We start from the raw sequence: 23,718 nt of genomic DNA on the forward strand, positions 1-23,718 counted from the left end.
CGTTTGTTTTATTGTAGCAATTCACTTATTCACTCATTGTACAAATCATATTATGCATACAGGAGCAAATCAATCTATCGGTTATATAGATAGACCTATACCTCAAGGGCTTGATCTGAAACAGGCCATTGACCAACTGCGTAAAGAGAAGAACGCCCTTATATTGGCTCATTATTATCAGACGGGTGATATTCAGGATATCGCCGATTTTGTCGGGGATAGTCTTGCTTTGGCGCAATGGGCGGCCAAGACCACTGCCGATATCATCGTTTTATGTGGGGTTCATTTTATGGGAGAGACGGCCAAAATTCTTTGTCCCGATAAGAAAGTCTTAGTCCCAGATCTCAATGCAGGATGCTCTCTGGCGGATAGCTGTCCGGCTCCTGAGTTTACAAAATTTGTGAATGCACATCCGGGTTATACCGTTATCTCCTATGTGAATACAACAGCTGCAGTTAAGGCTGTTACCGATGTTGTTGTGACTTCGACAAATGCCAAGCAAATCGTGGATAGTTTTCCTCCTGAAACAAAAATGATCTTCGGCCCGGATCGGAATTTAGGCAACTATATCAATAGTATAACAGGAAGGAATATGCTTTTATGGGATGGGGCTTGCCATGTGCATGAGAAATTCTCACTGGAAAAAATCCTTGCCTTGAAAGCCATTTATCCTGATGCGGAAATCATTACGCATCCCGAATGCAAACAACCTATTATTGAAGTCTCTGATTTTGTAGGATCTACGGCGGCATTAATTCGTTATACGACTCAATCGGCTCAGAAGCAGTTTATTGTAGCGACGGAGAGTGGAGTCATTCATGAGATGCGTAAAAAGAATCCGGAGAAAGAATTTATCCCTGCACCTCCCAATGACAGTACTTGTGCATGCAACGAATGTATTTACATGCGACTGAATACAATGGAAAAGTTATATAACTGCCTGAAGTATGAACTGCCGGAAATCCATGTGGATGAAGAGGTACAGCAAAAAGCAGTTAAACCGATCCTGCGTATGCTGGATATCTCTGAGCAGTTGGGGCTTTAATTCCGATTTATTTGATCACCATCACTTTGGTAACGACGCTTTCACCGGCTTCCGGTGTATGTGCCAATACCAGATAAATACCCGTAGCCACACGGTCACCCCGTTTATTCCTGCAATTCCAGGTATATTGTCCGCCCAATGATTTGCCTTGGATGATAATGTTCCCGCTGATATCCGTAATTTTTATATTCGAATCGGCCATCAGTCCGGTGATAGTCACTTGATCGTATTCTGGTCGTACAGGATTAGGGTAAGCATATACCTCCGAATAACTTTCGCTTCCGGTAGTTGCTCCACTCATATACGACACAATACCTTTGTCTGTTCCGATAAAGACTTCGCCTGTCGCGTCATTGATCGCAATACTTTTTATGTTGTTTGAGATCAAGCCGGAGTTGGCGGTTGTAAATTCTTCGATAATCTCAGAACCGTCTTCCGACAAAACAATCACACCGGCGGTTTCTGTTCCCAGCCATTTCCGGTTACTTCCATCAACAGCTATTGCTTTCACATTTTCACTGTCCAGAAAATAATAAGGCAGTCCGTCTTCTCCCGTGCGGATAATTCTTCTAACTAACAAATTCCTGTCTGCAAGCAACGCATTGGCGGGGTTTTCACAAATCAGCGGACCCACATTCGTTCCGATCCAGACCACACCATTTTTATCCTCTGTGATACAGTAATAAAATGAGGCGTCTACACTTTGTTGTTGCCCGTTAGACATCATATTGAATTTAGAGACAAAACGGGTATAATCGTCTGATGTATCCTCAATAGTGCCATTGTCGTCAAAAATCAATACACCGTTATTTCTGTTTTCATCTGTACGAAGCAGGTTGACCCATTTATGATTATTACGGGTGATCAGTATCTTGTCGATAATATATTCCGCATTTAACCGGGCATAATCACTGTTGCCGACCGAAGAGATCTTGGCCCATTTTCCATCGGATTTAAGAATCCGGATCGGGTCGTTAACCTCGCTATTGGTCATCCAAAGGTTATTGTTTTTGTCGAAACAGAGGCCATCCATGCGCACATTGGTTTCTTTACTGCTTTGGGAGGTTAGTCCGCCATTCGTATTGGTATGATCGTACATTCGGACAAACTCATTCTTTTCGAATTCAAAGATCCCATACCGCCAGGTTGATGCGAAATAACGATTCTCATTCTGTGGGTCTACAGCGACGCTGGTCACATCTCTGAATTTTGTTCCACTTTGTTGTTCAATTAATTTTTCATCAAAATTATACCATTTATTATCCTCATACACCATAAGTGTGCCGGGGTAATTACTGGGTGAAAGCCACCGGTCTCCACCAGCTACCATTAGTTTCTCTTTGTGGAATTTCAAAAAAGCAGCATATTCACGTTTAGGGCTGTTTATGGTTATGTCGGAGAGGATAATTTCATAATTATTCCCACTCTTTTTGATCCCTTTTAATCCGTCTTCTCCAGCGGCAATCCAGTAGGTATCCTGTTCTTTGAGTGAGGCGATATCATGAATTGTTCCTGTGCTCACCTTGTCATAATCTTCAACCGAAGTATAGATATAAGCTGCAGTGTTGGTATAGGCGATCAATTGTCCGTTTTGAACGGTCATTCCTTTCAACTCTTTCCCTGTACGAAGCGTTTTCATCGAACCGTTTGCTTGACGGTAGTAGATCCCATTCTCTTTTACAAAGAAAAAAAGCATATCCTGAAACAGACAGATTTGATGAATCTCTTTTTCGTTATTATCGGACAGACCGAATACTTCAGTATTCCAATTACCAATATCAACCAGATTATCCTTTAAATTTCCACGCAATACTCCTTTGTCGGTTGCAGCATAGATCATATCTTTATTCAGACAAACAGCATAGACTGCGTTGTTTAAACGATACGTCTCTGCTATTTCCTCTTTTTTCATATCCACACAGATCACCCCAAACTCTGCCGCGAGATAAGCAAATTCATTGTGGAAATAGAGATTATTAATAGTCTTATCCTGTATGTTCGTGTTATTCATCAAGGCCGGAATATTATATATTCGCTCACTCATCAGGTCGATATTTCCATTCGAATAACACACGATTAATTTGTCGACCTCCGCATTGTACCCTAACTGCGTAATTTGTGTATCGCTTAGTCCATCTATTTTAGAGTAAGTCTGAATCGTTTTACTTGCATCTTTACTGACGCTGTATAACGATCCGTCGGCTACAGCAAAAACATAATTGTTCCCTTCGGCGACTTTGGTGGTGGTGTGATACGGTAAATACGTTTGCCATGTGCCCACCCCCTGAGCAGAGAGACTCGGTAGCGAGGTGATTAAAAATAAGATGGGATAGATCAATTTTTTCATCATTTATTCGGATATAGTGGATAAAAATGCGGCCAACTTACGAACGGCCAATGCACGGTGGCTAATCTGATTTTTAATATCACTACCCAGTTCGGCAAAAGTCTGTTCATACCCGTCGGGTACAAAGATAGGGTCATATCCGAAACCGGTATTCCCGCGTTTGTCGGCTATGATACGACCGTTTATGACTCCTTCAAACAGATGTTGTTCTCCGTTGATCAAGAGGGCAATGACCGTGCGAAACCTGGCTTTGCGATTAGTCTCACCTTTCAGGTTTTCCAATAATTTAAGCATATTCGCTTCCGCACTGTGCTCCGGACCGGCATAACGGGCTGAATAAACTCCCGGTGCATTGTCTAACGCCTCTACTTCTAATCCGGTATCATCGGCGAAACAATCCAATCCGAACCGCTCCTTGATGTATTCTGCCTTCTGTAGGGCATTCCCTTCCAGTGTTTCGGCTGTTTCAGGAATTTCATCATAACAATTGATTTCGGATAAAGAGACCAATGAGATAGCAGACGGTGTGATCTGTTTTACCTCTTCTAATTTGTGTATATTATTCGTTGCAAAAACCAGTTTCATATCTGTTGTATAATAAAAAAGCACTTTTGTACGATCTATATAACGTAGAAAAGTGCTTTTAATTGTTTGATAATTTCCTTTATGTCTTTATTTGATCAAAGCCTTCACCGTATACTCCACGCACAATACTTTGCGAAATAAAAGCCTGTGGATCGACCTCTTTGATCAACCGGAAAATAGTGAGCGATTCAGATTTCTTGGCTAAGAGAACGACCACTTTGGTCGGCTTCTGAGAGTATCCGCCTACGCCGTCGAGCAAGGTACAGCCCCGTCCCAGATCTTTTAGAATCCGTTCGGTGATCTCATCATATTTCTGTGAGAAAATAAGAAATTGAACCGACTGGCGGTTGGCATTGATGATCCGGTCGAGCACGTAATTGTTGACACCCATTTCTACAAAACCATATACGATCTTATCGATATCCTGAAAAAGAATGTAGGAGGAGGCGATAATCACAAAGTCGAACATCAACAATCCGGTACCGATCGATACGTTCTTATATTTGTTGATAATTGCCGCAAGAATATCGGTTCCACCGGTACTCCCATTCGCCGCAAAGATCAATCCCAGTCCTGTACCGCAAATGGCACCTCCGATAATGATCGACATGAAGATCTCCCCCTGAATAAGCGGGACGCCCCCAAACAACCATTCAAAGAACGAAAGCGAAGCGGATAAAGAGATGACACCGAAGATCGTTTTTATCAGGAATTTATATCCCAATATTTTAAACGCAAAGGCCAATAAAAAGGCATTGATTACAAAATAAGAGATCGATACCGGAATGTTGGTGGCGTAAAAGATTAATGCGCTCACCCCGCTCACTCCACCGATCACAATCTCATTGGAAAGGATAAATCCGTTAAATCCAAACCCGTATAAAAGGGTTCCGAAGAAGATGATCACATAATCCTGAATATAGACGTATCCTTTTCGAATCTGTTTGGTTACCATCTTAAATCACAATGTTGACAATTTTACCGGGAACGACAATCACCTTTTTAGGTGTTTTGCCTTCCATCCATTTCGCGGAATTCTCATGGCCGAGTACAGCCTGTTCAACATCTTCTTTCTTCATATCAGCCGGAAGTTCCAGATTATAACGGGCTTTACCGTTGAAAGAGACGGCGTAAACAACACTATTTTCTTTCAGATACTCTTCGTTGTGTTGTGGCCATTGGGCATCACAGATCGTTGTCTGATGTCCCAGTGTATGCCATAACTCCTCACAGATATGAGGTGCAAATGGCGCTAAGACGATCAATAATTGTTCCAGAATGTCGTGTTTATAACATTTCAGAGCAGTCAACTCATTCAGACAAATCATAAATGCACTGACAGAGGTATTGAATGAAAAATGTTCAATATCCCAAGTTGCCTTTTTGATCAGTTTATGTAATACTTTGAGTTCCTCTGCCGTAGGGGTTTCTTTTGTCACCTGATAGTGACCTGCCCGGTCATAGAATAATCCCCAGACCTTTTTCAGAAAACGGAATACACCGTCAATACCGTTCGTATCCCAAGGTTTGGACTGTTCCAATGGACCAAGGAACATTTCGTATAAACGTAATGTGTCGGCACCGTATTTATCGGCAATCAGATCGGGATTGACTACATTGTGGTATGATTTCGACATTTTTTCGACTGTCCATCCGCAGATATATTTTCCGTCTTCCAGGACAAAATCGGCTGTTTTGTACTCCGGAATCCAGTTGCGAAACGCTTCAATGTCCAGGATATCGTTATTGACAATATTGACATCCACATGAAGCGGAGTCACCTCGTAATCCTCTTTCAGATTTAGGGATACAAACTTATTCGTTCCGTTTATGCGATAGACAAAGTTGGAACGTCCCTGTATCATGCCCTGGTTAATCAGTTTCTTAAACGGTTCGTCATCATGGATAACTCCCAGGTCAAATAAGAACTTATTCCAGAAACGGCTATAGATCAAATGCCCTGTTGCATGCTCGGTTCCTCCCAGATAAAGGTCGACATTCCGCCAGTATGCATTGATATTTTTATCCACCAATGCCTGATCGTTATGCGGATCCTCATACCGGATATAATAAGCCGAAGAACCGGCAAACCCCGGCATGGTGTTCAACTCAAGCGGGAAGATCGTTTTGTGATCTATTTTTGAGTTTTCAGCCACTTCACCTTTTACGGTATCCCATGCCCATTTAGTCGCATTTCCCAATGGAGGCTCACCGGTTGCTGTCGGAAGGAATTTATCGACATCCGGCAATTTCAACGGCAGTTTATCCAGTGGTAACATCTGCGGCAGACCATCCGCATCATAATAGACCGGGAATGGTTCACCCCAATAACGCTGACGACTGAAAATTGCATCGCGCAAACGGAAATTGACTTTGACACGTCCTAATCCTTTCTCTTCAATATAGCTTTTGGTCTTAGCGATAGCCTCTTGAACTTCCAGGCCGTTCAAATCGAGACCGCCTTCTCTCTCTTTCCCTTTTTGAGGAGAGTTCATCATGCGTCCTTCTTTGGCGTCAAAACTTTCTTCGGAGACATCACACCCTTCGATCAACGGAATGATTGGCAAATTAAAATGTTTGGCAAACGCGTAGTCGCGACTGTCGTGTGCCGGAACAGCCATAATGGCGCCTGTTCCGTATCCGGCCAATACATAATCGCTGATCCAAATCGGAATATCATCGTTTGTTATCGGATTCTTCGCATAAGCGCCGGAGAATACCCCAGTTACTTTACGATCAGCAATACGTTCGCGTTCGGTTTTTTTCTTTGTAGCCGTTTTATAGGCTTCAACGGCCGCTTTTTGATCCGCTGTAGTTAACAGGTCGACTAATTCACTTTCAGGAGCCAAAACCATAAAAGTTGCTCCGAAAATGGTGTCGGCACGGGTGGTAAAGATGGTAAAGGAGCCCTCCTGTGGGGGGGAGAGGTGAAATACAATCTCTGCCCCTTCACTCCGTCCGATCCAATTACGCTGGGTGTCTTTCAAAGAGTCTGTCCAGTCGATCGTATCCAGACCATCTAGTAAACGCTGTGCGTAAGCCGATACTCGCAAGCACCATTGGCGCATCATTTTCTGTTCAACTGGATGACCGCCACGTTCAGAGACCCCATTGACCACTTCGTCGTTGGCCAATACCGTACCTAAAGCAGAGCACCAGTTAACCATGGTATCGCCCAGATAAGCCAGGCGGTAGTTGAGTAATATTTCTTGTTTCTCTTTTTCGTTTTTCGCTTTCCATTCGTCGGCCGTAAAAGATAATTCACAACCACAGGCAACACGTAAGGGGGCTGATCCGACTTGTTCAAAAGCATCGATTAACTCTTCAATCGGACGAGCCTGCTGTGAATCATAGCAATAGTAACTATTGAACATCTTGATAAAAGCCCATTGTGTCCAATGATAATAATCCGGTTCCGATGTCCGGACTTCACGGCTCCAGTCGAAACTGAACCCGATCTTATCTAATTGTTCCCGATAGCGTTCAATATTTTTGTCCGTCGTTATGGCCGGATGCTGACCGGTCTGTATGGCATATTGCTCGGCGGGAAGTCCGTAAGCATCATATCCCATTGGATGCAATACATTGAAGCCTTGCAAACGTTTGTAACGGGAATAAATATCAGAGGCGATATAGCCGAGTGGGTGCCCGACATGTAGTCCGGCTCCGGAGGGATAAGGAAACATATCCAATACGTAATATTTGGGTTTACCCGACTCTTCTTTGACTTTATAAACACCGTTGGCTTTCCAGTCCTGTTGCCATCTTTTCTCAATCTCTCTGAAATCGTATTCCATTGCTAATCACTCTTTAAGTGTGTAACGTTATCATTTTAGAGCCACAAAGTTAGTGAATTATTTGCTCGGTTGATGTTTTTGGGAATAAGATAAGAGCGCTTTATAAAACCATTCGATTGTTTGTCATGAAAAAACAGCATGGTAAATTCGTTTGACAACTGTCAAATGATCATTCCACAATTGTGAAACAATCATTCGACAATTGTCAAACGATCATTTGATAATTATCGATCGATTTTTCTGTTCAGCACAAAAGAGAAAACCGCGAGCATCTCCGGATGAAACGGTCGAAACGATGAAAATTAAGATTTAGATATTTGACTTACTGGATTTTTATGTAAGTTTGTAGCTATACATTTGTCATTTTAAGAATGGCAACTATGGAATAATCAAATTTAACGAAATAGCTTATGAACGTGAAATTCAGACGAATTGCAGGCCTGTTCGTATTGGGATGGATGTCTGCGACAATGGGAGTAGTAGGGCAGGAGTTGATGCATTCTGTCGCATTAGTGGTGGAGAATGGCAATGATCAGGCCGGGAAAAAGGTGGTGACCTATTCGGAACCGCTCTCGAATAATTTTCTGCGATCGGTACAGTCTGCTCCGGATAGTTCGATGGTGTTTAATGCGGATGGGAGTCGTTCGGAAAAGGTCGTAAACATTTATGACAACAATAAATGTTTGTTGGAGCAGCTGACTTACCGTTGGAATAGTGAAGGAGAGAATTGGGCGCCTTATAGCAAATATGAAAATGAGTATGATGAGCAGAACAGAGTGATTGCCCGATCGAACTATACCTGGAGTGATGCAGCGTGGAGCCAAGAGACAAAGGTGGTGTATGAATATGAGGCGCAGAAAGTGATCGATTATTATTATATCGGTTCGTATAGTACTGAACAGGCATTGATGAAAATGGTCAATACGTACAATGAACAGGGTCAAAAATATTTGTCGGTAGGGTATGTCTGGGATCCGGAATCCAATACTTGGAAAGAAGGAGGTTGTGAATGGAAGAATGGTTCGAGTTACACGATCTTTAAAGGGGAATATGCGTATGATGAAGTCGGTAATAACACGTTCACCTTGGAATATCACTATCAATTAGATGCGGAAGAACCGTATTGGCGGGAGACAAACAAAACAACCCAGGCGTTTGATGCCAACGGAAATATCATTTACAGGAAGAATTTGAATCATAATGAAGCCGATCAATGGGTGGTGAATAGTATCGCGAAATACGCTTATCGGTATAATCAGGACGAAAGTATCGCTGCTTATCAACTGTTTATTTCGGATAGCGAAAACAACGCACCTCATTTCTCAACATATACCGTTTATTATCCGAATGATCTCAAGCAGGCTGTAGAAGTCCAACCTGCCGTTTCGGTAGATGAATCGAATAAAGGTCGTTTTGGTTTGAGTTTCACCTTGCCGACAGAGGCCAATCTTACCGGTTCATTTATCGTAGAATTCCCCGAAGGGATCACTTTGGATGAGCGCGAGACAAAATTGACAGACGCATTGGCTGAAGGTTTCGACCTGTTTGTCACTTCGCAAGAGGGGAATAAATGGCTGATCGAAATAGAGACAAAAGGCCTTCGTTCGGAATCGGCTAATACCCTTCTGAAGATTATGGATATCGCTTATGTTGTGGATGAAATGTTGGCCAAAGGTGATTATCAGGCGCAGTTGAAAGCGGTCGACCTGACCGTCGGCGACGGTTCGACCATTTCGGAAGAGAGCCTCCCGGTTACAATTGAGGTAGAACGCCAGGGTACGGATAAGAATAAAGAGATCGTAAATAATTCGGTGAATACGTATGTTTTTGAAAATGTGTTGACCGTTTATAGTGATTATGCAGAGCAGATCGACATATACACTCTTTCAGGACAAAAGATCCATACTGCAACAAAAGAACAAGGAACGTACAGTTGCTCAATCACATTACCGGCTCAAAATATCCTGATCGTAAAAGGTAGTTCGGGTTGGGAACGGAAAGTGATTTGTAAATAGAGTACGGTGTAATAACCGACAAAGAAAGTAAATCGTCCGGAAAGGACGTTTCAGTTGAGCCCGGAGTAGACATTAGTTGCTCCGGGCTAAATGTTTTATGGTTGGTCAAAGTTTTGAAGTAATCACCTTTCGGATTTTCGTTTTTAGAATTTGTATTGCAGCCGCAGTGTGAACACATTGTCTTTTCTGTTTTCGGTATAATCGGTGAGATGAATGGTCTTTTCGTTATTGTTGATCTCATAATACGCTTGTAGGCGGAGATAATCGGTCGCTTTCCAAAGTAGACCGAAACCAAAGGTGTTTTTAGATAAATCGACAGCTGTAGTACGATTTAGTCCGATTTCATCGCGACTTACTTGGGTGTTGGGGTCAAACCAATCATACTTGAAGAGGGCGGAGAGGGGGAGTTTGCCCAAATCTTGAACAAAAAGGACGTATCCACCGCAGAAATTACGAATATAGGTGTCGGTAGCGAAAAGTGATGATTGATTCGGACTTTTATGACTAAACTCGTTACCGGGTTGTTGACCGAACAGGTATTCGGCTCTGAGTTGGGACGTTCCTAAAACGGTAGTTAGACTCGCCTGGAGATCGACCCCGAAATATTCCCGTTTGGCAAATTTTCCGATATGCTCCAAGTTGTTATCAACGATAAAGCTTTTCCCATGTATCGTATAGATATGTTCCGTACCTTGAAAGACTCCTCCATAATAGTAGGAGATACCTCCTCCAAGACTGAAATAGTCACCAATATCTTTATTCCCGGATAAATGTCCGATAAAATCTTTTCGGTTGTCTGTTTCCGGTTTGATACCGTTTCCTGCAAATAATCCGGCTTCCAGTTTTAGGAAGTGGAACGGAGAGGTCTGAACCGGTTGTAATTGAAGCATAACACCCAGGTCGCGCTCATCCGGGAACAGGGTCTGAAAGATGGTCGATCGTTCGGGAACTTCCCGGCGGGAAGAGGAGTAGCTGATCTCATTTCCGAACGGACGGTCGAATAGACCTCCTTTTAATTGAATGGAACCAACCCACGGGTCTTTGATATTCAGATAGGCATCTTTTATGCCAACTCCTTTTTCCGTCAGATCGAGTTGAAAGACGGCGGAAGCGATTTTTTCTTCATACGCCAGTTTGATACGTCCCCGGCGAATACCGATCCGGTTAAATGATTTATCCAGGTTTACATTAGAACTACCCACCCGGAGTGTTGCATTGGGTTCTCCCCATTGTATCTGAGTCTGGATATACCCGGAGATTTTGATCTTTTGAATTCTTTTTACCGTTTCCTGAAAGCGTAGGAGTTGTTCTTGAGAAGGTCGATCAATCGTATCGGAAACGTGTTCTTGTTGTTGTCCGGTAATAGAACACGTCCAAAATAAACAATAAAACAGTATGACCTTATTTCTCATGGCTCTTTCTGAATTTACCTTATCGTTTTCTGCTGGTATCCCTAGCCTTTAACGCTTCCTTACGTGCTTTTTCCTTGGCTCTCAGTTCCTCTTGGCGTGCTTTCTCTTTCGCCCGTCGGTCGGCTTCGGCCTGTTTCAGTTTCGCATTTCGCTCTTTTTCTTGCTGTCTTTGTTTCGCTTTGTATTCTTTTTCTTTCTCTCTCTGGAGTTGTTTGCGTGCTTTCTCTTTTGCCTTACGTTCGGCTTCGGCTTGTTTCAGTTTCTCTTTACGTTCACGCTCCTGCAGTTTTTCACGCTCTTGTTTTGCTTTTAAAAGAGCAGCTTCCTCTTCTTCCTGCAGTTTCCGTTGTGCCTCCCGTTCACGCGTTTGTTGTTCTTTCAACTCTAACGCTTCTTTTTCTTTGGCTTCACGAATCAGACGTTCTTCTTCTTCGCGAGCTATTTTTTCTTCAGCCTCCCGACGACGGATCTCTTCTATATCTTTAAGCGTAAGTTCTTTTTCATTAACAGGCGGCCTGACCACTTGCTGCTTCTCTTCCGGAGATTCCTGTACGATGATTGTATCAGGAATAATCATTTCTTCAAGAGGTATTTCCGGTAATAAGACCTCTTCCTGTTGTTGTTTCTCTTCTTCAACGGGTTCGGGTATCTCTTCCGGAATAACAGGAATCTCTTCCTCTTTCTCTTCTTCAATCAACGGTTGAACTTCTTGTGGAGGTTCTGGAGTTTCTTCTTTTTGTTGTGCCTCTTCCATTTCTTGCATATCGGCATCGCGGCGTGCAATCCATCGGGCAACCATCTCTTCGGCATCGGCACCGAAAGCCTCTTCAAAGAAGGTGATATATTCATCCAATGTCTTACCTCTCATCAATGTTTCAAAGTTATTATCAGAGATCGGCAACACGGTGACATCACGGGTTAGTGCAGTGGCATAACCGTCTGATCCGTAAATCATTTTGTAGTAATGAGCGATTTCCTCGAAACTATTGAATCCAGTTATAATCAACATACTTACAGGGCCTGACTCTTGTTGGATCAAATCGAATTCTTTGACCATAAAATTGGCAAAGTTATAAGCGGCCACAGCAAATAATAGTTGGTTTTTATCGATACTACCGGTCGGGTAGATCAATACCATCCGGTAAGGTGCATTGTATTCTGTGGTGAAAGTACGTAATGAATCGGCGGCAGATAATTGGCCGTCTTCCCCGAGACCGAAACGCATATTCCAGGTCATCCCTTTGATATTCCCTTGTACAATAGCGCGTCCGCGTAATACCCCTTTAAGCATTTCGCCGGCAAGTTCGGAAACATCGGCCGACGGATATTTTTCCAATAACGTTTTTAAGGCCTCTTTAAAACCGTCTGTATCGCCGGCCTGCACATAACTCAAAGCATCGAGGAACATGAATTTGGGTAAGAGATTAGCCAATGGGTATTTAGTATTGACATGGCGGAAATTTTGTCTTACGACAGCCGTGTCGCCTTCCAGATAATGATCGTAAGTCGTTTGATAGATAGAGTCTTGTACAACATCCATCATGCGGATATTATAGGCATAATCCGGATCGGCTACGGCAACTGCATAATTGCTTTCGGGATATTCTGCCATTAATTTGTTTTTGTAACGCGTTGCCAATGCGGTATTGTCCAGACGAAGCGCCATCAGGAAGATTTGGTAATAACTTTCCAAGCGATGTTCGTTTTCGGGAAAACGGTATTCGAGATGTTCGAAGGCTTCGATCGATAGCGGCAAATCTTCCAGTTTATCTTTATAAATCATCGCCATATTGAAAAGTCCGTCTTCTATAATGATATTGGATGCGTCTATATCTTCGGGTGTTAAAGGGAGTTGCTGGATGTAGTATTCACGGGTTTTAGGATCGTCGGCAGCAACCGGCTCAAGTGGTTCACTGATGCTATCATTGGGTAGTGGTTCCACGAACGATTCCTGTTCGTTCTCTGCGATCTGATCATCAGGAAACTCATTGAAAGTGGACATTTTTTTGTTTCTCCGCCGCCAGTTATCTTCCAATGTGCGTCGTCCCCATTTGCGTTGGAACTGGTTTTTCCCTTGGGCTACTGTTTGTGCATTATAGAAATAGAAAGCACCACCTCCACCTACTCCGGGCATGACCGGCGCATTGATTTCTGAACCGGGTCGGTCGATACCTCCCAATCCTTCCATTTCGGCCAGATACGCTTCTTTCTCTGCTAATGCTTTGGCTTCCTCTTCTTCTTTAATGACCTGTTCGATGATTTTATCAATCACAGCCAATCGTTCACTTTCGGGCATCCGTGCCAAGGTCTGTAAACTGTCCTGCAAATGAACGGCTTCAACATGTATCACCAATTCGTCGAGTACTTCGGATAGTTTGGCGACCCGTTTGTAATCTTTATGCTCTTTCTGGATACCGGCTAATGCTCCGCTAAAACAGGGTTGCGCCTTGACATATTCACGCATTCCGAAATAAAGGTCGCCCAGTTTGATTTGCAGAATCGCCTTTTCGATGCCGTCACGTGTGCTTTTTTCGACGCCCAACTCGTAATTCGCTATTGCATTCGCTGTATCCTGTCTGTTGAGGTATATATTTCCCAATGCATAATAGACCTGATCGAGCAACTCTTTATTCTTGTCACTCTTGGCCATCTTTTCAAGCATTTTGACAACCTTAGGGAAATCGTTATCGGAAAAAACTTCCGTTTGGCGGATTCGCGCTGCAAATTCCAACTCATAAGGCGGATTGGCACGGAACACTTCACCAAACATTTTATAGGCCATACGCTCTTCTCCCTGATCGGTATAGAGTTGCCCCAACAGGTATTTCATCCGGGTACGCTGCAGTTTCTTTTTCTCTTTTTTGATGGCTGTCTGCAGATACGGAATCGCTTCTCCATATTTACCCTCTTTAATGAGATAATCGGCATAAAATGTCGCATATTCCCGTTGAGATTTATTCGGAATACCATTGGTATTCATCTTTTCCAGAATATCTTCCGTGTCATAAAGCCATCCCAGTTCAGCATACGACCGGGCTTGCCATAGTTTCGCTTCGGCAACAACTTCCGGATCCTGTGCGTAATGCCGGGCGATATACGAAAAGGTTGCTGAAGCTTGTAGGAAATCGGCATTGTAGAATTGTGCTTTCCCCATGATCAGCCAGCTGTTCTTCAAAAACGGATTGTACTCTTCCTGCGTTTGAAGTGCGACCTGTTTAGGATCATTTCTCCATCCGGGCTTTTTGGGTGGTTTGGTATGGATGGAGTGAAGTTTGATCGCTTTATTGCTTTTTTCGATGGTTCGGTCGAAAGGTCCTCCGGGGGTTGATTTATCTTTCGGTTGGGCACTGATCGGATGCATATGGATCAGTTCGGAATAATTTTCTTTATGGTTGGTCAGCATACCGTCTAACGACTCATCATAGGCTGTTTTTCCATTGTAATAGATGTTGTATCGGGTATTAAAGGCATGGTAAAAACGACTTGCTTTCGTGTTTTTTTTCGTACTACACGACCAAAGCAAGCTAATGACCAAAAGAGTGAATATATAAAAAAAGCCTTTTCTCATTCTTAATCAGTAGTCAGAAACCGCGACTACAATACGACATACTTAACGGTGAAACAATCCTTTTATTGCTTTGGCAGACAAAAAGAAAACGACCAATACAAGAATGATAAATGCACCGGAAGGTACATTGAAAAGATAAGATAGAATTAATCCGGCTATACATCCCAGAAAACCGACGATGATACTGCCCCAGATTATCTTTCTGAAATTGGAAGTAAAAATGTTGACTGTAATCTGTGGAAGAGTGAGTAAACTCATTAATAGCATGATGCCTACCAGACGAATGGAAAGAACAATGGTCACGGCAATAAGCGTCATCATTACATATTCGATAATCCTCACGGGCAGGTTTTGCGTAATGGCAAAATCACGATCAAAAGCGACATAGGTGATTTCGCGGATAAAACAGGAAAATAACAGAATGAGTACACCAGCTAATGCGCTGATCCAGACCAGATCGGTCGTTGTAATGGTTAATATATTGCCAAACAGATACGCATTTAGGTTAGGGGCATAACCGGGTGTAAGAAAGATAAAGATAACACCCAATGCCATCCCTAAAGACCATACACCGGCAATGGCCGAATCTTCGCGTACTTGTTGGGTTTTGCTTACCCATTCTACGCCAAAAGCCGATAATATCGAGAAGAGGAGTGCCATCACGATCGGGTTTGTGCCGAGATAAAAGCCCAATCCCAACCCGCCAAAGGAGGCATGGGTTATTCCTCCGCTGATGAATACCAGTCGACGGGCGACAATGTAAGTTCCTACTATCCCGCAGGTAATCGCTGTCAGTAGACTACCGATCAGTGCATGCTGGAAAAATGTATAATGCAGAATATCCATCGTTTAATGTATGCGTCTTTCTCCTACGATGAGGAATGCTTCGTCTTTTAAGGCATCCGGCAGATGAATCGCCCGTAATTGAAGGCTACGCAGCCATCCGGCTACCTCTATCTCCTGCAACGTATAGAGCACTTCCCGAAATTCGCTCACCTCTTCTTCTTGATAGGCATTGGCTTCAACACCCTGAAACCGATCTAACTCTTCATCATCGTAATATTCGATATCCCGGCTGACGGCAGCCAGAAGACTGTCGCGTTCGCAGGTGGCATGCTCTCCACAACACTCATCCGGGATCTCCTGAGCTTCGGGGATCTCTGATATTTTACCTTGTTCGAGCAGTTGTTGTAATCGCTTGTTGCGGAAATATCCCGTTACAGCAGCAATGCAACCTAAAATGATTAATCCTAAAACAATATACCACATAATTAATTGTCATTGTCCATTGCTTCTGGGATGATCTGAAATCCTATTGATTTCAAGTCATCCCAGAAGGCAGGGTAACTTTTAGTGACTACTTCAGGGTGTTCAATACGTATCCCTTCGGGACGAACCAATGCAATCGGGGCAAAGGCCATGGCCATCCGGTGATCTTCGTATGTGGCGATGACCGGATTGGAGTCAGCCTCGCAGCGTTCCCCGTCCCATTCAAGGATACTACCCTGACTGTCTTTTAAAATATATCCTAATTTCTTCAATTCGTTTTTTAATGCTTCAACACGGTCGGTCTCCTTGATTTTTAATGACTGCAAACCGGAAAACCGGAAAGGTATGTTTAACAAGGCACAGGTTACGGCAAATGTCTGAGCCAGATCGGGTTCATCGATAAAATGATAAACAAATTTCTTGCAACTCATCCCGTTATGTTTCAGTCGAATCCCTTGTTTGGTGTATGTCGTAGCTACGCCTAACTGTTCGAACAAACGGGCTACTTTTGCATCTCCCTGCAGACTGTTTTTGAAAAGACCCGACAACTCCATATCTGCCTGTTTAGATAAAGCCATGATGGCATACCAGTAGGAAGCACTACTCCAATCGGCTTCTACGGTGAACGGGATCGGCTGGTATGTTTGCGGTGCGATACGGATCGTCCGGTCGTTCCAAACCGATTGAACGCCGAATTGAGTCATCAATATTAAAGTCTGGTGGATATATGGTCGGGAGATGATATTCCCTTCTAGGTGAATCACCAGCCCTTTTTCCATATAAGGTGCGATCATTAACAAGGCGGAGATGTATTGCGAACTTATTCCGCCCGATAAGGTGATCTCTCCACCATGTAAGGCGCTACCGAATATACGGAGTGGAGGAAATCCCTCTTTTTCGATGTATTCGATGCGTGCTCCGAGTTGATTGAGCGCATCTACCAATGTTCCGATAGGGCGGTTCTTCATGCGCGTTGTGCCTGTAATCGTCCATTCGCCGACAATTTTAGCCAGAAAGGCCGTCAGGAAGCGCATGGATGTTCCGGCAGCACCAATGTCGAAATGACAATCATTGGAACGGAGTGCCCGTTCGAGTACCGTTGTATCGTCGCTGTCCGAAAGGCGTTGAATAGGGTAGGGACTATAGCTTAACGCATTCAAAATCAAAACCCTGTTGCTGATACTTTTGGAGGAGGGAAGCTGTATGGCTGTTCGGATCGCTGTGTCCGGCCTTTTGATCCTGTATATGGAAGACTCTTTTTTCATATCGGACTACAAAAGTACGGATTATATATGAAAGAAAAGATGTTTTTAGAACTTCATCTGGTAGAAAAAACAACACCATGCGGTCTGTTTTTCTGCAGCTTCCAGATCTGTTTTTTGTTACAGGTACGTCTGTTTTCTGTTAGAGGTACGTCTAAATTCGTTTAGAGGTACCTCTAAAATGATTTACACGTACCTCTAAATTGGTTTAGACGTACCTCTAACAAAAAAGTGTTCCATAGGTATAAAAAAAGGCATTGGATCTTTCTGATTTTCTTTCCAAATGAATATGGAACGCATTAAAAATCTTTTCCGGCAAAAGTGATGTTCATGCCTGGTTCGTTTTGTGCTGTTGAGGCCAGTTCCCGGCTTCGTGTCTCAACTTTTCCGGTGATAAATTCGGGGATGTTGTACGATTTCATGAAGCGATCGTAATATTTCGTATCTTTTTGAGGCAACAGAAATGGCTTTGCTGCCTGCCCGTTTTTGTCGATATACGCAAAGTGCGGACGGGTGTAAAGGCCGTCGATGCAGCGACTGCTGAAGACAATCCAATGGCTGTTGCTGCTCCAGGAGTGATAACTCTCTGTATCGTCACTGTTGGCTGCCTCTAACGGATAGTGTTCGCCGGTCTCTAAGTTGATCATATGTAAATCGGCATCTTTATGCCAGATTAAAAAATAACCGTGGTCGGACAGGGCGTACAAGAGGTATTTCCCATTGGGTGAAACACGCGGGAAAGAGGCGCTTAATCCGCCGATCTCCGCATTGTAGAGTGTATCCACCTCATGCCCGAAGCTGCGCGTGTCGGCATCGAAGGATATGGCACATAGACTGTACTTTAATTCATCGAATTCATCGGGCATTTGACGTGCTTTGGCCGAGTTGTAATAGAGGGTTTTACCATCCGGAGAAAAAGCGGGACAGGTCTCGTAGGCGCCTTCGGCAAACAACGCTTCTGTGGTAAACAGTTCATGCGTTTCGGTATCATAGATCACGATATCTGAATTGGAGTCGTATACCTCTATCCGGTTCTTGTTTTTCCGATGAAAACTCTGAAAATTTTCATTGACGGAAAAAGCGATGTAGCGGCCTGAAGGGTGCCAGGCGGGGAAAACGAGTGCCGACATTGTCTGTTCGGTTCTGGTGTTCAGTTTCTCAATTTTATTATCCTTGATCAACATGGTTCCGGCCGACTCTCCACGCATATGAAAGACCATATTGTGGGGCTCCTGCATACGGAAGGAGTGACAGTTCATACAGTTGTTGTCACTGATTCGGTTTTCTATGATCGCACTTTCCTGATAACTTTCCAAATTGCGCTGATAGAGTCCCATGCGGTACCACAACTCGTAGCCCGGCTCGATCAGGCGATAAGCCAGATGGGAGTCGATCGGTTCTTTGGCGACATGCATCTGAAAAGCGTTATATCTGATCCAGTCATTCTCTTTGGCATAGATGGTTATATCAATCGATTGCCCGGTAGCCGCAAGCAGTAGTTTTTCCCAGCTTTTTGGTGGAATATGGAACTGCCCTTTTTTTGCTTTTACCTGAAGGGTTTCATTGTTTGCGGTAAAAACAGCATAGGCTTCATCATGCGTGGATTTTAATTCGAAGTTTAATGGAGAAATATTCGGTGGAATCGTTACTTCCGTGTAAGGAGGGAATATCTCCGGTTCTTTATCCACCGGACGGCTGTCGGGGATGGATTGCGAACATGACAAACACCCCCAAAGTGATACTATGAGAAGAAAAAACACCCTATTCATCGCTATTTATATATATAATAATACCAATAAGAATTGCCATAACCCGGTTTTAATAACTCGGGCAGCTGTTGCGCGTTGTTTCTGTTTTGCATCACAATCCGGCCATATCCTGTAAAACGGTCTATAACGGTTTGAGAAACATTAAATCGTTTCCAATAATCCGGATTACGGTCTTCCAGTAAAATGACAGCTTCCTGAAAACTGTAAGGCAGTGTGGACAATGCATCGGTGCCATAATAGGTCTCAATCATTTGGCGGAAAGCGGCCATGTTTTTATGCAACAGGAAGACTGCGCCTAACTGTTGGAAAATTGATTGTCGTAAAGACCTTCGTCCACCCGGGATTGTAAAAGGCTGGGTACGCTTTCCAGTCCGGTCAATGTGGTTTTGGCAGGTAACATTTTTCGTTTGGAGCCGAATAGAGGATCAGCCTCCACGGCCGTATCATTATTCAGAAACCGGCGATGTTCTTTTGCCCAATCCCGGTATCCGAAAGTCTGTTCCAGTAGCCGGATGTATTTTTCAGCGACCAGATATTCGCCGTAAATCAGGTTGGTTTGTATCAGTCGCTTCAGGTTGTGTGGATTTCCAAAACCGACGACTATCTCATTTGCTTCAAAGGCCATTTGTTGTGCTAATGCCACTTCTCCCAACGTGAAATAGACATGGCTCAACAGGTTGGAGGTGACAATGGTTCGGTCCCAGGTGCGAACCAACCCTTCCATACCATGCTGGTCGAAAAAGAACATACGATCACCCAGTTCTTTTTTTTCTGCCAGAGCCATATTCAGGTAACCCAGATAAAGATAGTTGTTCATTGAGCCGTTGCTGATAGAGATGATTTTGTCCCAATCTTGCTGATGGGCATAGTAATCGAGTTCTTTTAATGTTTTCGATTCCTTGTCTTCATATTGGGGAATGAGCCAGAAGCAGAGTCCGGCAACCACCACCAATTGAGCAATAAAACTGAACAACTTTGTTTTGTCCGATTTCAGATCATATTTCCGGGAAAGGAAAGCGGCACCAATGATCAGTGGCAGACAGATCCAGGAATAATAAATGACAGTCGGAGGAGTAATGGTCGGGTGAAAATAGGCATCCGGTAAAAAGGCGAATGAATAATCGCGAACGATCGCCTGTTGATAGCAGATATAAACAAGAACCAAATATGTTATGGCAAATAAAAGACTTAAATACCCACGGGATGTCCGTTGTAAGATCTCCCATAAAATCAGGCATAAGGTAAATAATCCGGCAATAGGACCTGCTGCCCAAAAGAGTAATGGAATAGCGAATAATCCGATCGGCAACCGGTAATAAAAATTTGAAATACGAACATATCCGTTCAAAAACAACAGGAACAGGATATAAGCGATTGTTCCCTGATACAGATAATTGAAATTGAAATGGATAAGTAATAACGCTAAAGGAGGGAGCAGATAGAATGCGAACAACTCCATAGCGGTTATTCTCTTTAAGAGCCTATGGGTCAGTAATCCTACCAGGGCTAATAATGTTGCAGTAATGATTGCTCCAACATAAGGTTGCACGAAGAATTGCACACAAAATTCACCGATAGAGAGCGCTAGTCCACCCGGATAGGCCAATTGATCAACAATATATTCCCAGGAGAATAAGAAAAGCTGAAATTGTTCGATGTAATAAAAATGAAAGGCGTTAGTCGTTTGTAAAAAGAAAATCAACATCACAAACAACAATACCCCTAAGAGTAATTGTTTATATCTTTTCATGGACTAAAGGAGTAACACAACTTATTTCGCGACTAAAAGTAGCAAAACAATTTGTTTTTCAATGGCTTTTTATGCTTAATAACTTTTTTTTGCAATCATAGAACTCATTATACATAATGTCATATAATGGAATAATCTAAAAATTTTTACCGGCAAAGGTAATATCATTACCCGAATCGCGTGCCACTAAAGATATTTTCCGAGCCTGTTGTTTGACTTTTCCTGTAATAAATTCAGGTACATTGTACGACTCCATACAACGATCATAGTATTCCGAGTCTTTTTGTGGTAATAAAAACGGCTTGGCCGCTTGCCCCGCATCATCGATATAGGCAAAATAGGGGCGGGTATAAAGTCCGTCACCCCGGCGGCTACTAAATACGACCCAACGGCTGTTGCTGCTCCAGGAGTGATAGCTATCTACATCCTGACTATTTGCTTTATTCAACGGATAATGTTCGCCAGTGCGTAGATTAATCATATGAAGATCGGCCTCTTTATGCCAGATCATAAAGTTGCCATAATCACCAAGGGTATATAATAAATAGTTTCCATCAGGAGACACACGTGGTATGGATACGCTTCCGCCTTGTGTACGTGTGTTATATAATGTATCCACCTGTGTTCCGAATGTAGAAGTTGCCGGGTCGAAAGAGATCGAACAGAGACTGTATCTTAATTCGTTATACGTCTGTGGCATCGGCTGGGCATCGGCTGAGCAGAAATAAAGTGTTTTTCCATCCGGTGAAAAAGTCGGGAAGGTTTCAAATGCCTTTTCATCAAAGAGCAACTCACTGGTGATAATTTTGTAATTCTCTGTGTCGTAGACGACAACATCCGAATTGGAATCATATACTTCAATGCGGTTTCTGTTATTCCGGTGGAAACTCTGATTCGTCAGATTGACAGAGAAAGCAACATATTTCCCGGAAGGATGCCAGGAGGGATAAACCAATGACGACATGGTTTGATCTGTTTTTGTATTTATTTTTTCAATCTTTCCATTTTGAATGAAAATGGTTCCGGCATGTTTGTCCCGCATATGAAGCAACATCTGTTCCGGATCTTGCATACAGAATGAATGGCAGTTCATGCAATTATTATCGGTGATACGATTTTCAATAATCGCACTTTCCGTATAGTTCTCTAGATTTCGTTGGTAGATACCCATCTGGTGCCATAATTCATAACCTGGTTTGATCAGTCGATAGGCGATATAGGGGTCGATCGGTTCTCTGGCTACCGTGATATTGAACGAATTGAAAATGCCCCAGCCTTTATCGTTTTTCATACGAAGGGAAACATCAATAGTTTTTCCGGATGCTGTCTTTAAAATGTTCTTCCATTTTTTGGCGGGGATATGAAATTGCCCTTTTTTAGACTTTATACGAAAAGAGTCATTGGCTACCGAAAAGAGAACATAGGCTTCGATATGTGGATCTTTTAACTCAAAGTTCAAAGGTGCAATATTCGGTGGAATGGTAACTCCTGCGTAGTCCGGATAGATATCGGGTTCGACACCTAAAGCGGTATAATCGTGCGTTGGTGGTGAACAAGCGAAAACACAAAAAAGCAATATACCAATGAGTGTGATATTTTTTTTCATAACGTAATTATTAAGGCGAAATTGCAAAATCAAATATTAGCAAGTAATCTCTAAACAGAGTAAACGCTGTTTTATCTATAACAAATATAGTAAACTATCTTTTATGTTGTTGTTAATTGTTAAGAAACTATATATTGACTCGCTCTTTGTTTATCATCATCGGGTTTGATTCAGTTATTGTGAGGATGTCGGCCAGAAATCGGGTTTGTTTTTTGACGCGTTATATCTTGTCCGGCAATCGACACATTTGGTTCGCAAATAGACACTGCTGTAATATTCGTATATGGAGTAACCGGGTAATGGCGTGTATCTTCTATAGTCGTCATCCAAACAAGTAGAACCATAAGTTAACTCATAATACTTCTTACTTTTATCAATATACAACTCCTTTTCCGTCGTTGTAGAGACTTCGATATAACCGACGACATAGATATTCGGATTAGTCGTACAGGAGATATTCCCTTTCATCTCAGAAGGAATAGCCGAAAACAACCCTCCAGTCAACTCTACATTCTTCTGTAAATTTTGGAAAAAGGCATATGCTTCTTTTCTCAACGAGGATTGTTTTACCGAAATGTAATATAAAATGGACAATCTGTCGTCTGTCGGTTGTATTTCGGTTAGTTTTTGTCGGGAAATAATATTCTCTGAAATCTTATCCGTTGTCCCCAGGATCAGTTTTTTTGAATGATCCTTTCCCCAGCAGTAGTACGTGTTATAAGGTGTATTCAGATAAAACATCATGAATTGATCGTCTATATAACCTGCATTTGCAAATAATTCTGCCTGTACTTCCCAGTGTTCTTCGAACGACCATCGGTAGTACTTGTTTTGATTCTGTGAATCATGTGTCATGAGATAGAGCGAGACCGGCTTCCCTTTGGCTGGTTTTTCAGAAAAAATAGTATCGATAGCCGGAGCAAACAAAGGTGAAAGGAAACTTGATTTATAAACTTCGTTATTGGCAGCAATATGTAATCTGTATTGCTTCGCCGGATCAAGTTCGCCCATTTGAACGGTGTATATGCCATCCCCGCTTCTTTGACTTGGGAAAATATCTCCCTCTTCGGTCTCTACATATAACTCTGCGTCATTAACCAGTTTGGCTTCATACAACTCCTCTTGTAAACCTACACTCTGGGATACTTTGAACGTTGATTCTCCATTTGTGATTATACCGTCAACAACCAGTAAGTCTTTGATCTCTTCGATGTCAGTCGGAGTATATTCTTCAATACAACCGATCAAACAAATAAGTGCGGTACAGATTATATAAATGCTCTTTTTCATCTC

The 23,718-nt window shown here is 42.8% G+C and carries 16 protein-coding genes; 2 read left to right on the top strand and 14 right to left on the bottom strand.

Annotation, left to right across the window (positions count from 1 at the left end; translation table 11 throughout):
* Positions 1-52 precede the first annotated feature (52 nt).
* The gene (gene nadA / locus M2135_RS03000) at positions 53-1,045 is read left to right on the top strand and encodes a quinolinate synthase NadA (RefSeq protein ID WP_280747110.1); all 993 of its coding nucleotides are present in this window, start codon (positions 53-55) and stop codon (positions 1,043-1,045) included.
* Positions 1,046-1,052: 7 nt separating this feature from the next.
* Here nadA and M2135_RS03005 read toward each other — a convergent pair whose 3' ends face one another.
* The 4 genes from M2135_RS03005 to leuS all read right to left on the bottom strand — a co-directional run bounded on the left by M2135_RS03005 (position 1,053) and on the right by leuS (position 7,774).
* Entirely contained in the window at positions 1,053-3,392 is a 2,340-nt protein-coding gene (locus tag M2135_RS03005) for a two-component regulator propeller domain-containing protein (protein WP_280747111.1), read from the bottom strand.
* A gap of 3 nt (positions 3,393-3,395) precedes the next feature.
* The gene (locus tag M2135_RS03010; RefSeq protein WP_280747112.1) at positions 3,396-3,977 is read right to left on the bottom strand and encodes a non-canonical purine NTP diphosphatase; all 582 of its coding nucleotides are present in this window, start codon (positions 3,975-3,977) and stop codon (positions 3,396-3,398) included.
* 79 nt (positions 3,978-4,056) lie between these two features.
* Complete coding sequence (locus M2135_RS03015; RefSeq protein ID WP_280747113.1) at positions 4,057-4,932, bottom strand: YitT family protein; 876 nt, start codon at positions 4,930-4,932, stop codon at positions 4,057-4,059.
* Between the two features lies 1 nt (position 4,933).
* A complete protein-coding gene (gene leuS, locus M2135_RS03020) occupies positions 4,934-7,774 on the bottom strand; it encodes a leucine--tRNA ligase (protein ID WP_280747114.1) in 2,841 nt (946 codons plus the stop codon).
* A gap of 410 nt (positions 7,775-8,184) precedes the next feature.
* Between leuS and M2135_RS03025 the strand changes: the two genes are divergently transcribed.
* Positions 8,185-9,789, top strand: coding sequence for a hypothetical protein (locus M2135_RS03025; protein WP_280747115.1), 1,605 nt, complete (start codon positions 8,185-8,187; stop codon positions 9,787-9,789).
* 143 nt (positions 9,790-9,932) lie between these two features.
* Here the strand turns inward: M2135_RS03025 and M2135_RS03030 are convergent, their stop codons facing one another.
* The 10 genes from M2135_RS03030 to M2135_RS03075 all read right to left on the bottom strand — a co-directional run bounded on the left by M2135_RS03030 (position 9,933) and on the right by M2135_RS03075 (position 23,715).
* A complete protein-coding gene (locus M2135_RS03030; protein WP_280747116.1) occupies positions 9,933-11,201 on the bottom strand; it encodes a hypothetical protein in 1,269 nt (422 codons plus the stop codon).
* A gap of 19 nt (positions 11,202-11,220) precedes the next feature.
* Positions 11,221-14,769: a tetratricopeptide repeat protein gene (locus tag M2135_RS03035; protein ID WP_280747117.1), complete on the bottom strand. Its 3,549-nt coding sequence runs from the start codon at positions 14,767-14,769 to the stop codon at positions 11,221-11,223.
* A 42-nt stretch (positions 14,770-14,811) separates the two neighbouring features.
* Complete coding sequence (locus M2135_RS03040) at positions 14,812-15,615, bottom strand: metal ABC transporter permease (RefSeq protein WP_280747118.1); 804 nt, start codon at positions 15,613-15,615, stop codon at positions 14,812-14,814.
* 3 nt (positions 15,616-15,618) lie between these two features.
* Positions 15,619-16,038, bottom strand: coding sequence for a phospholipase (locus tag M2135_RS03045; protein WP_280747119.1), 420 nt, complete (start codon positions 16,036-16,038; stop codon positions 15,619-15,621).
* Between the two features lie 2 nt (positions 16,039-16,040).
* Positions 16,041-17,303 carry a 3-phosphoshikimate 1-carboxyvinyltransferase gene (locus tag M2135_RS03050; protein WP_280747120.1) on the bottom strand — a complete coding sequence of 421 codons (1,263 nt, stop codon included), beginning with the start codon at positions 17,301-17,303 and terminating at the stop codon, positions 16,041-16,043.
* A 296-nt stretch (positions 17,304-17,599) separates the two neighbouring features.
* Positions 17,600-19,069 (bottom strand): hypothetical protein, encoded by a 1,470-nt coding sequence (locus M2135_RS03055; RefSeq protein ID WP_280747121.1) that lies wholly within the window; start codon positions 19,067-19,069, stop codon positions 17,600-17,602.
* A gap of 2 nt (positions 19,070-19,071) precedes the next feature.
* Complete coding sequence (locus M2135_RS03060; RefSeq protein ID WP_280747122.1) at positions 19,072-19,338, bottom strand: DUF6057 family protein; 267 nt, start codon at positions 19,336-19,338, stop codon at positions 19,072-19,074.
* Positions 19,339-19,364: 26 nt separating this feature from the next.
* On the bottom strand, positions 19,365-20,819 hold the full coding sequence (locus M2135_RS03065) for a DUF6057 family protein (RefSeq protein WP_280747123.1): 1,455 nt from the start codon (positions 20,817-20,819) through the stop codon (positions 19,365-19,367).
* 136 nt (positions 20,820-20,955) lie between these two features.
* Positions 20,956-22,425, bottom strand: coding sequence for a hypothetical protein (locus M2135_RS03070; protein WP_280747124.1), 1,470 nt, complete (start codon positions 22,423-22,425; stop codon positions 20,956-20,958).
* Positions 22,426-22,599: 174 nt separating this feature from the next.
* A complete protein-coding gene (locus M2135_RS03075; RefSeq protein WP_280747125.1) occupies positions 22,600-23,715 on the bottom strand; it encodes a DUF4249 domain-containing protein in 1,116 nt (371 codons plus the stop codon).
* Between the last annotated feature and the right edge of the window lie 3 nt (positions 23,716-23,718).

Source organism: Parabacteroides sp. PF5-9 (assembly GCF_029893105.1).
GTDB lineage: Bacteria > Bacteroidota > Bacteroidia > Bacteroidales > Tannerellaceae > JARXWG01.

Excerpts from the sequence above, each read along its gene's own strand:
- nadA (WP_280747110.1), top strand. The coding sequence starts at position 53 with ATGCATACAGGAGCAAATCAATCTATCGGTTATATAGATAGACCTATA.
- M2135_RS03005 (WP_280747111.1), bottom strand. The coding sequence starts at position 3,392 with ATGAAAAAATTGATCTATCCCATCTTATTTTTAATCACCTCGCTACCG.
- M2135_RS03010 (WP_280747112.1), bottom strand. The coding sequence starts at position 3,977 with ATGAAACTGGTTTTTGCAACGAATAATATACACAAATTAGAAGAGGTA.
- M2135_RS03015 (WP_280747113.1), bottom strand. The coding sequence starts at position 4,932 with ATGGTAACCAAACAGATTCGAAAAGGATACGTCTATATTCAGGATTAT.
- leuS (WP_280747114.1), bottom strand. The coding sequence starts at position 7,774 with ATGGAATACGATTTCAGAGAGATTGAGAAAAGATGGCAACAGGACTGG.
- M2135_RS03025 (WP_280747115.1), top strand. The coding sequence starts at position 8,185 with ATGAACGTGAAATTCAGACGAATTGCAGGCCTGTTCGTATTGGGATGG.
- M2135_RS03030 (WP_280747116.1), bottom strand. The coding sequence starts at position 11,201 with ATGAGAAATAAGGTCATACTGTTTTATTGTTTATTTTGGACGTGTTCT.
- M2135_RS03035 (WP_280747117.1), bottom strand. The coding sequence starts at position 14,769 with ATGAGAAAAGGCTTTTTTTATATATTCACTCTTTTGGTCATTAGCTTG.
- M2135_RS03040 (WP_280747118.1), bottom strand. The coding sequence starts at position 15,615 with ATGGATATTCTGCATTATACATTTTTCCAGCATGCACTGATCGGTAGT.
- M2135_RS03045 (WP_280747119.1), bottom strand. The coding sequence starts at position 16,038 with ATGTGGTATATTGTTTTAGGATTAATCATTTTAGGTTGCATTGCTGCT.
- M2135_RS03050 (WP_280747120.1), bottom strand. The coding sequence starts at position 17,303 with ATGAAAAAAGAGTCTTCCATATACAGGATCAAAAGGCCGGACACAGCG.
- M2135_RS03055 (WP_280747121.1), bottom strand. The coding sequence starts at position 19,069 with ATGAATAGGGTGTTTTTTCTTCTCATAGTATCACTTTGGGGGTGTTTG.
- M2135_RS03060 (WP_280747122.1), bottom strand. The coding sequence starts at position 19,338 with ATGGCCGCTTTCCGCCAAATGATTGAGACCTATTATGGCACCGATGCA.
- M2135_RS03065 (WP_280747123.1), bottom strand. The coding sequence starts at position 20,819 with ATGAAAAGATATAAACAATTACTCTTAGGGGTATTGTTGTTTGTGATG.
- M2135_RS03070 (WP_280747124.1), bottom strand. The coding sequence starts at position 22,425 with ATGAAAAAAAATATCACACTCATTGGTATATTGCTTTTTTGTGTTTTC.
- M2135_RS03075 (WP_280747125.1), bottom strand. The coding sequence starts at position 23,715 with ATGAAAAAGAGCATTTATATAATCTGTACCGCACTTATTTGTTTGATC.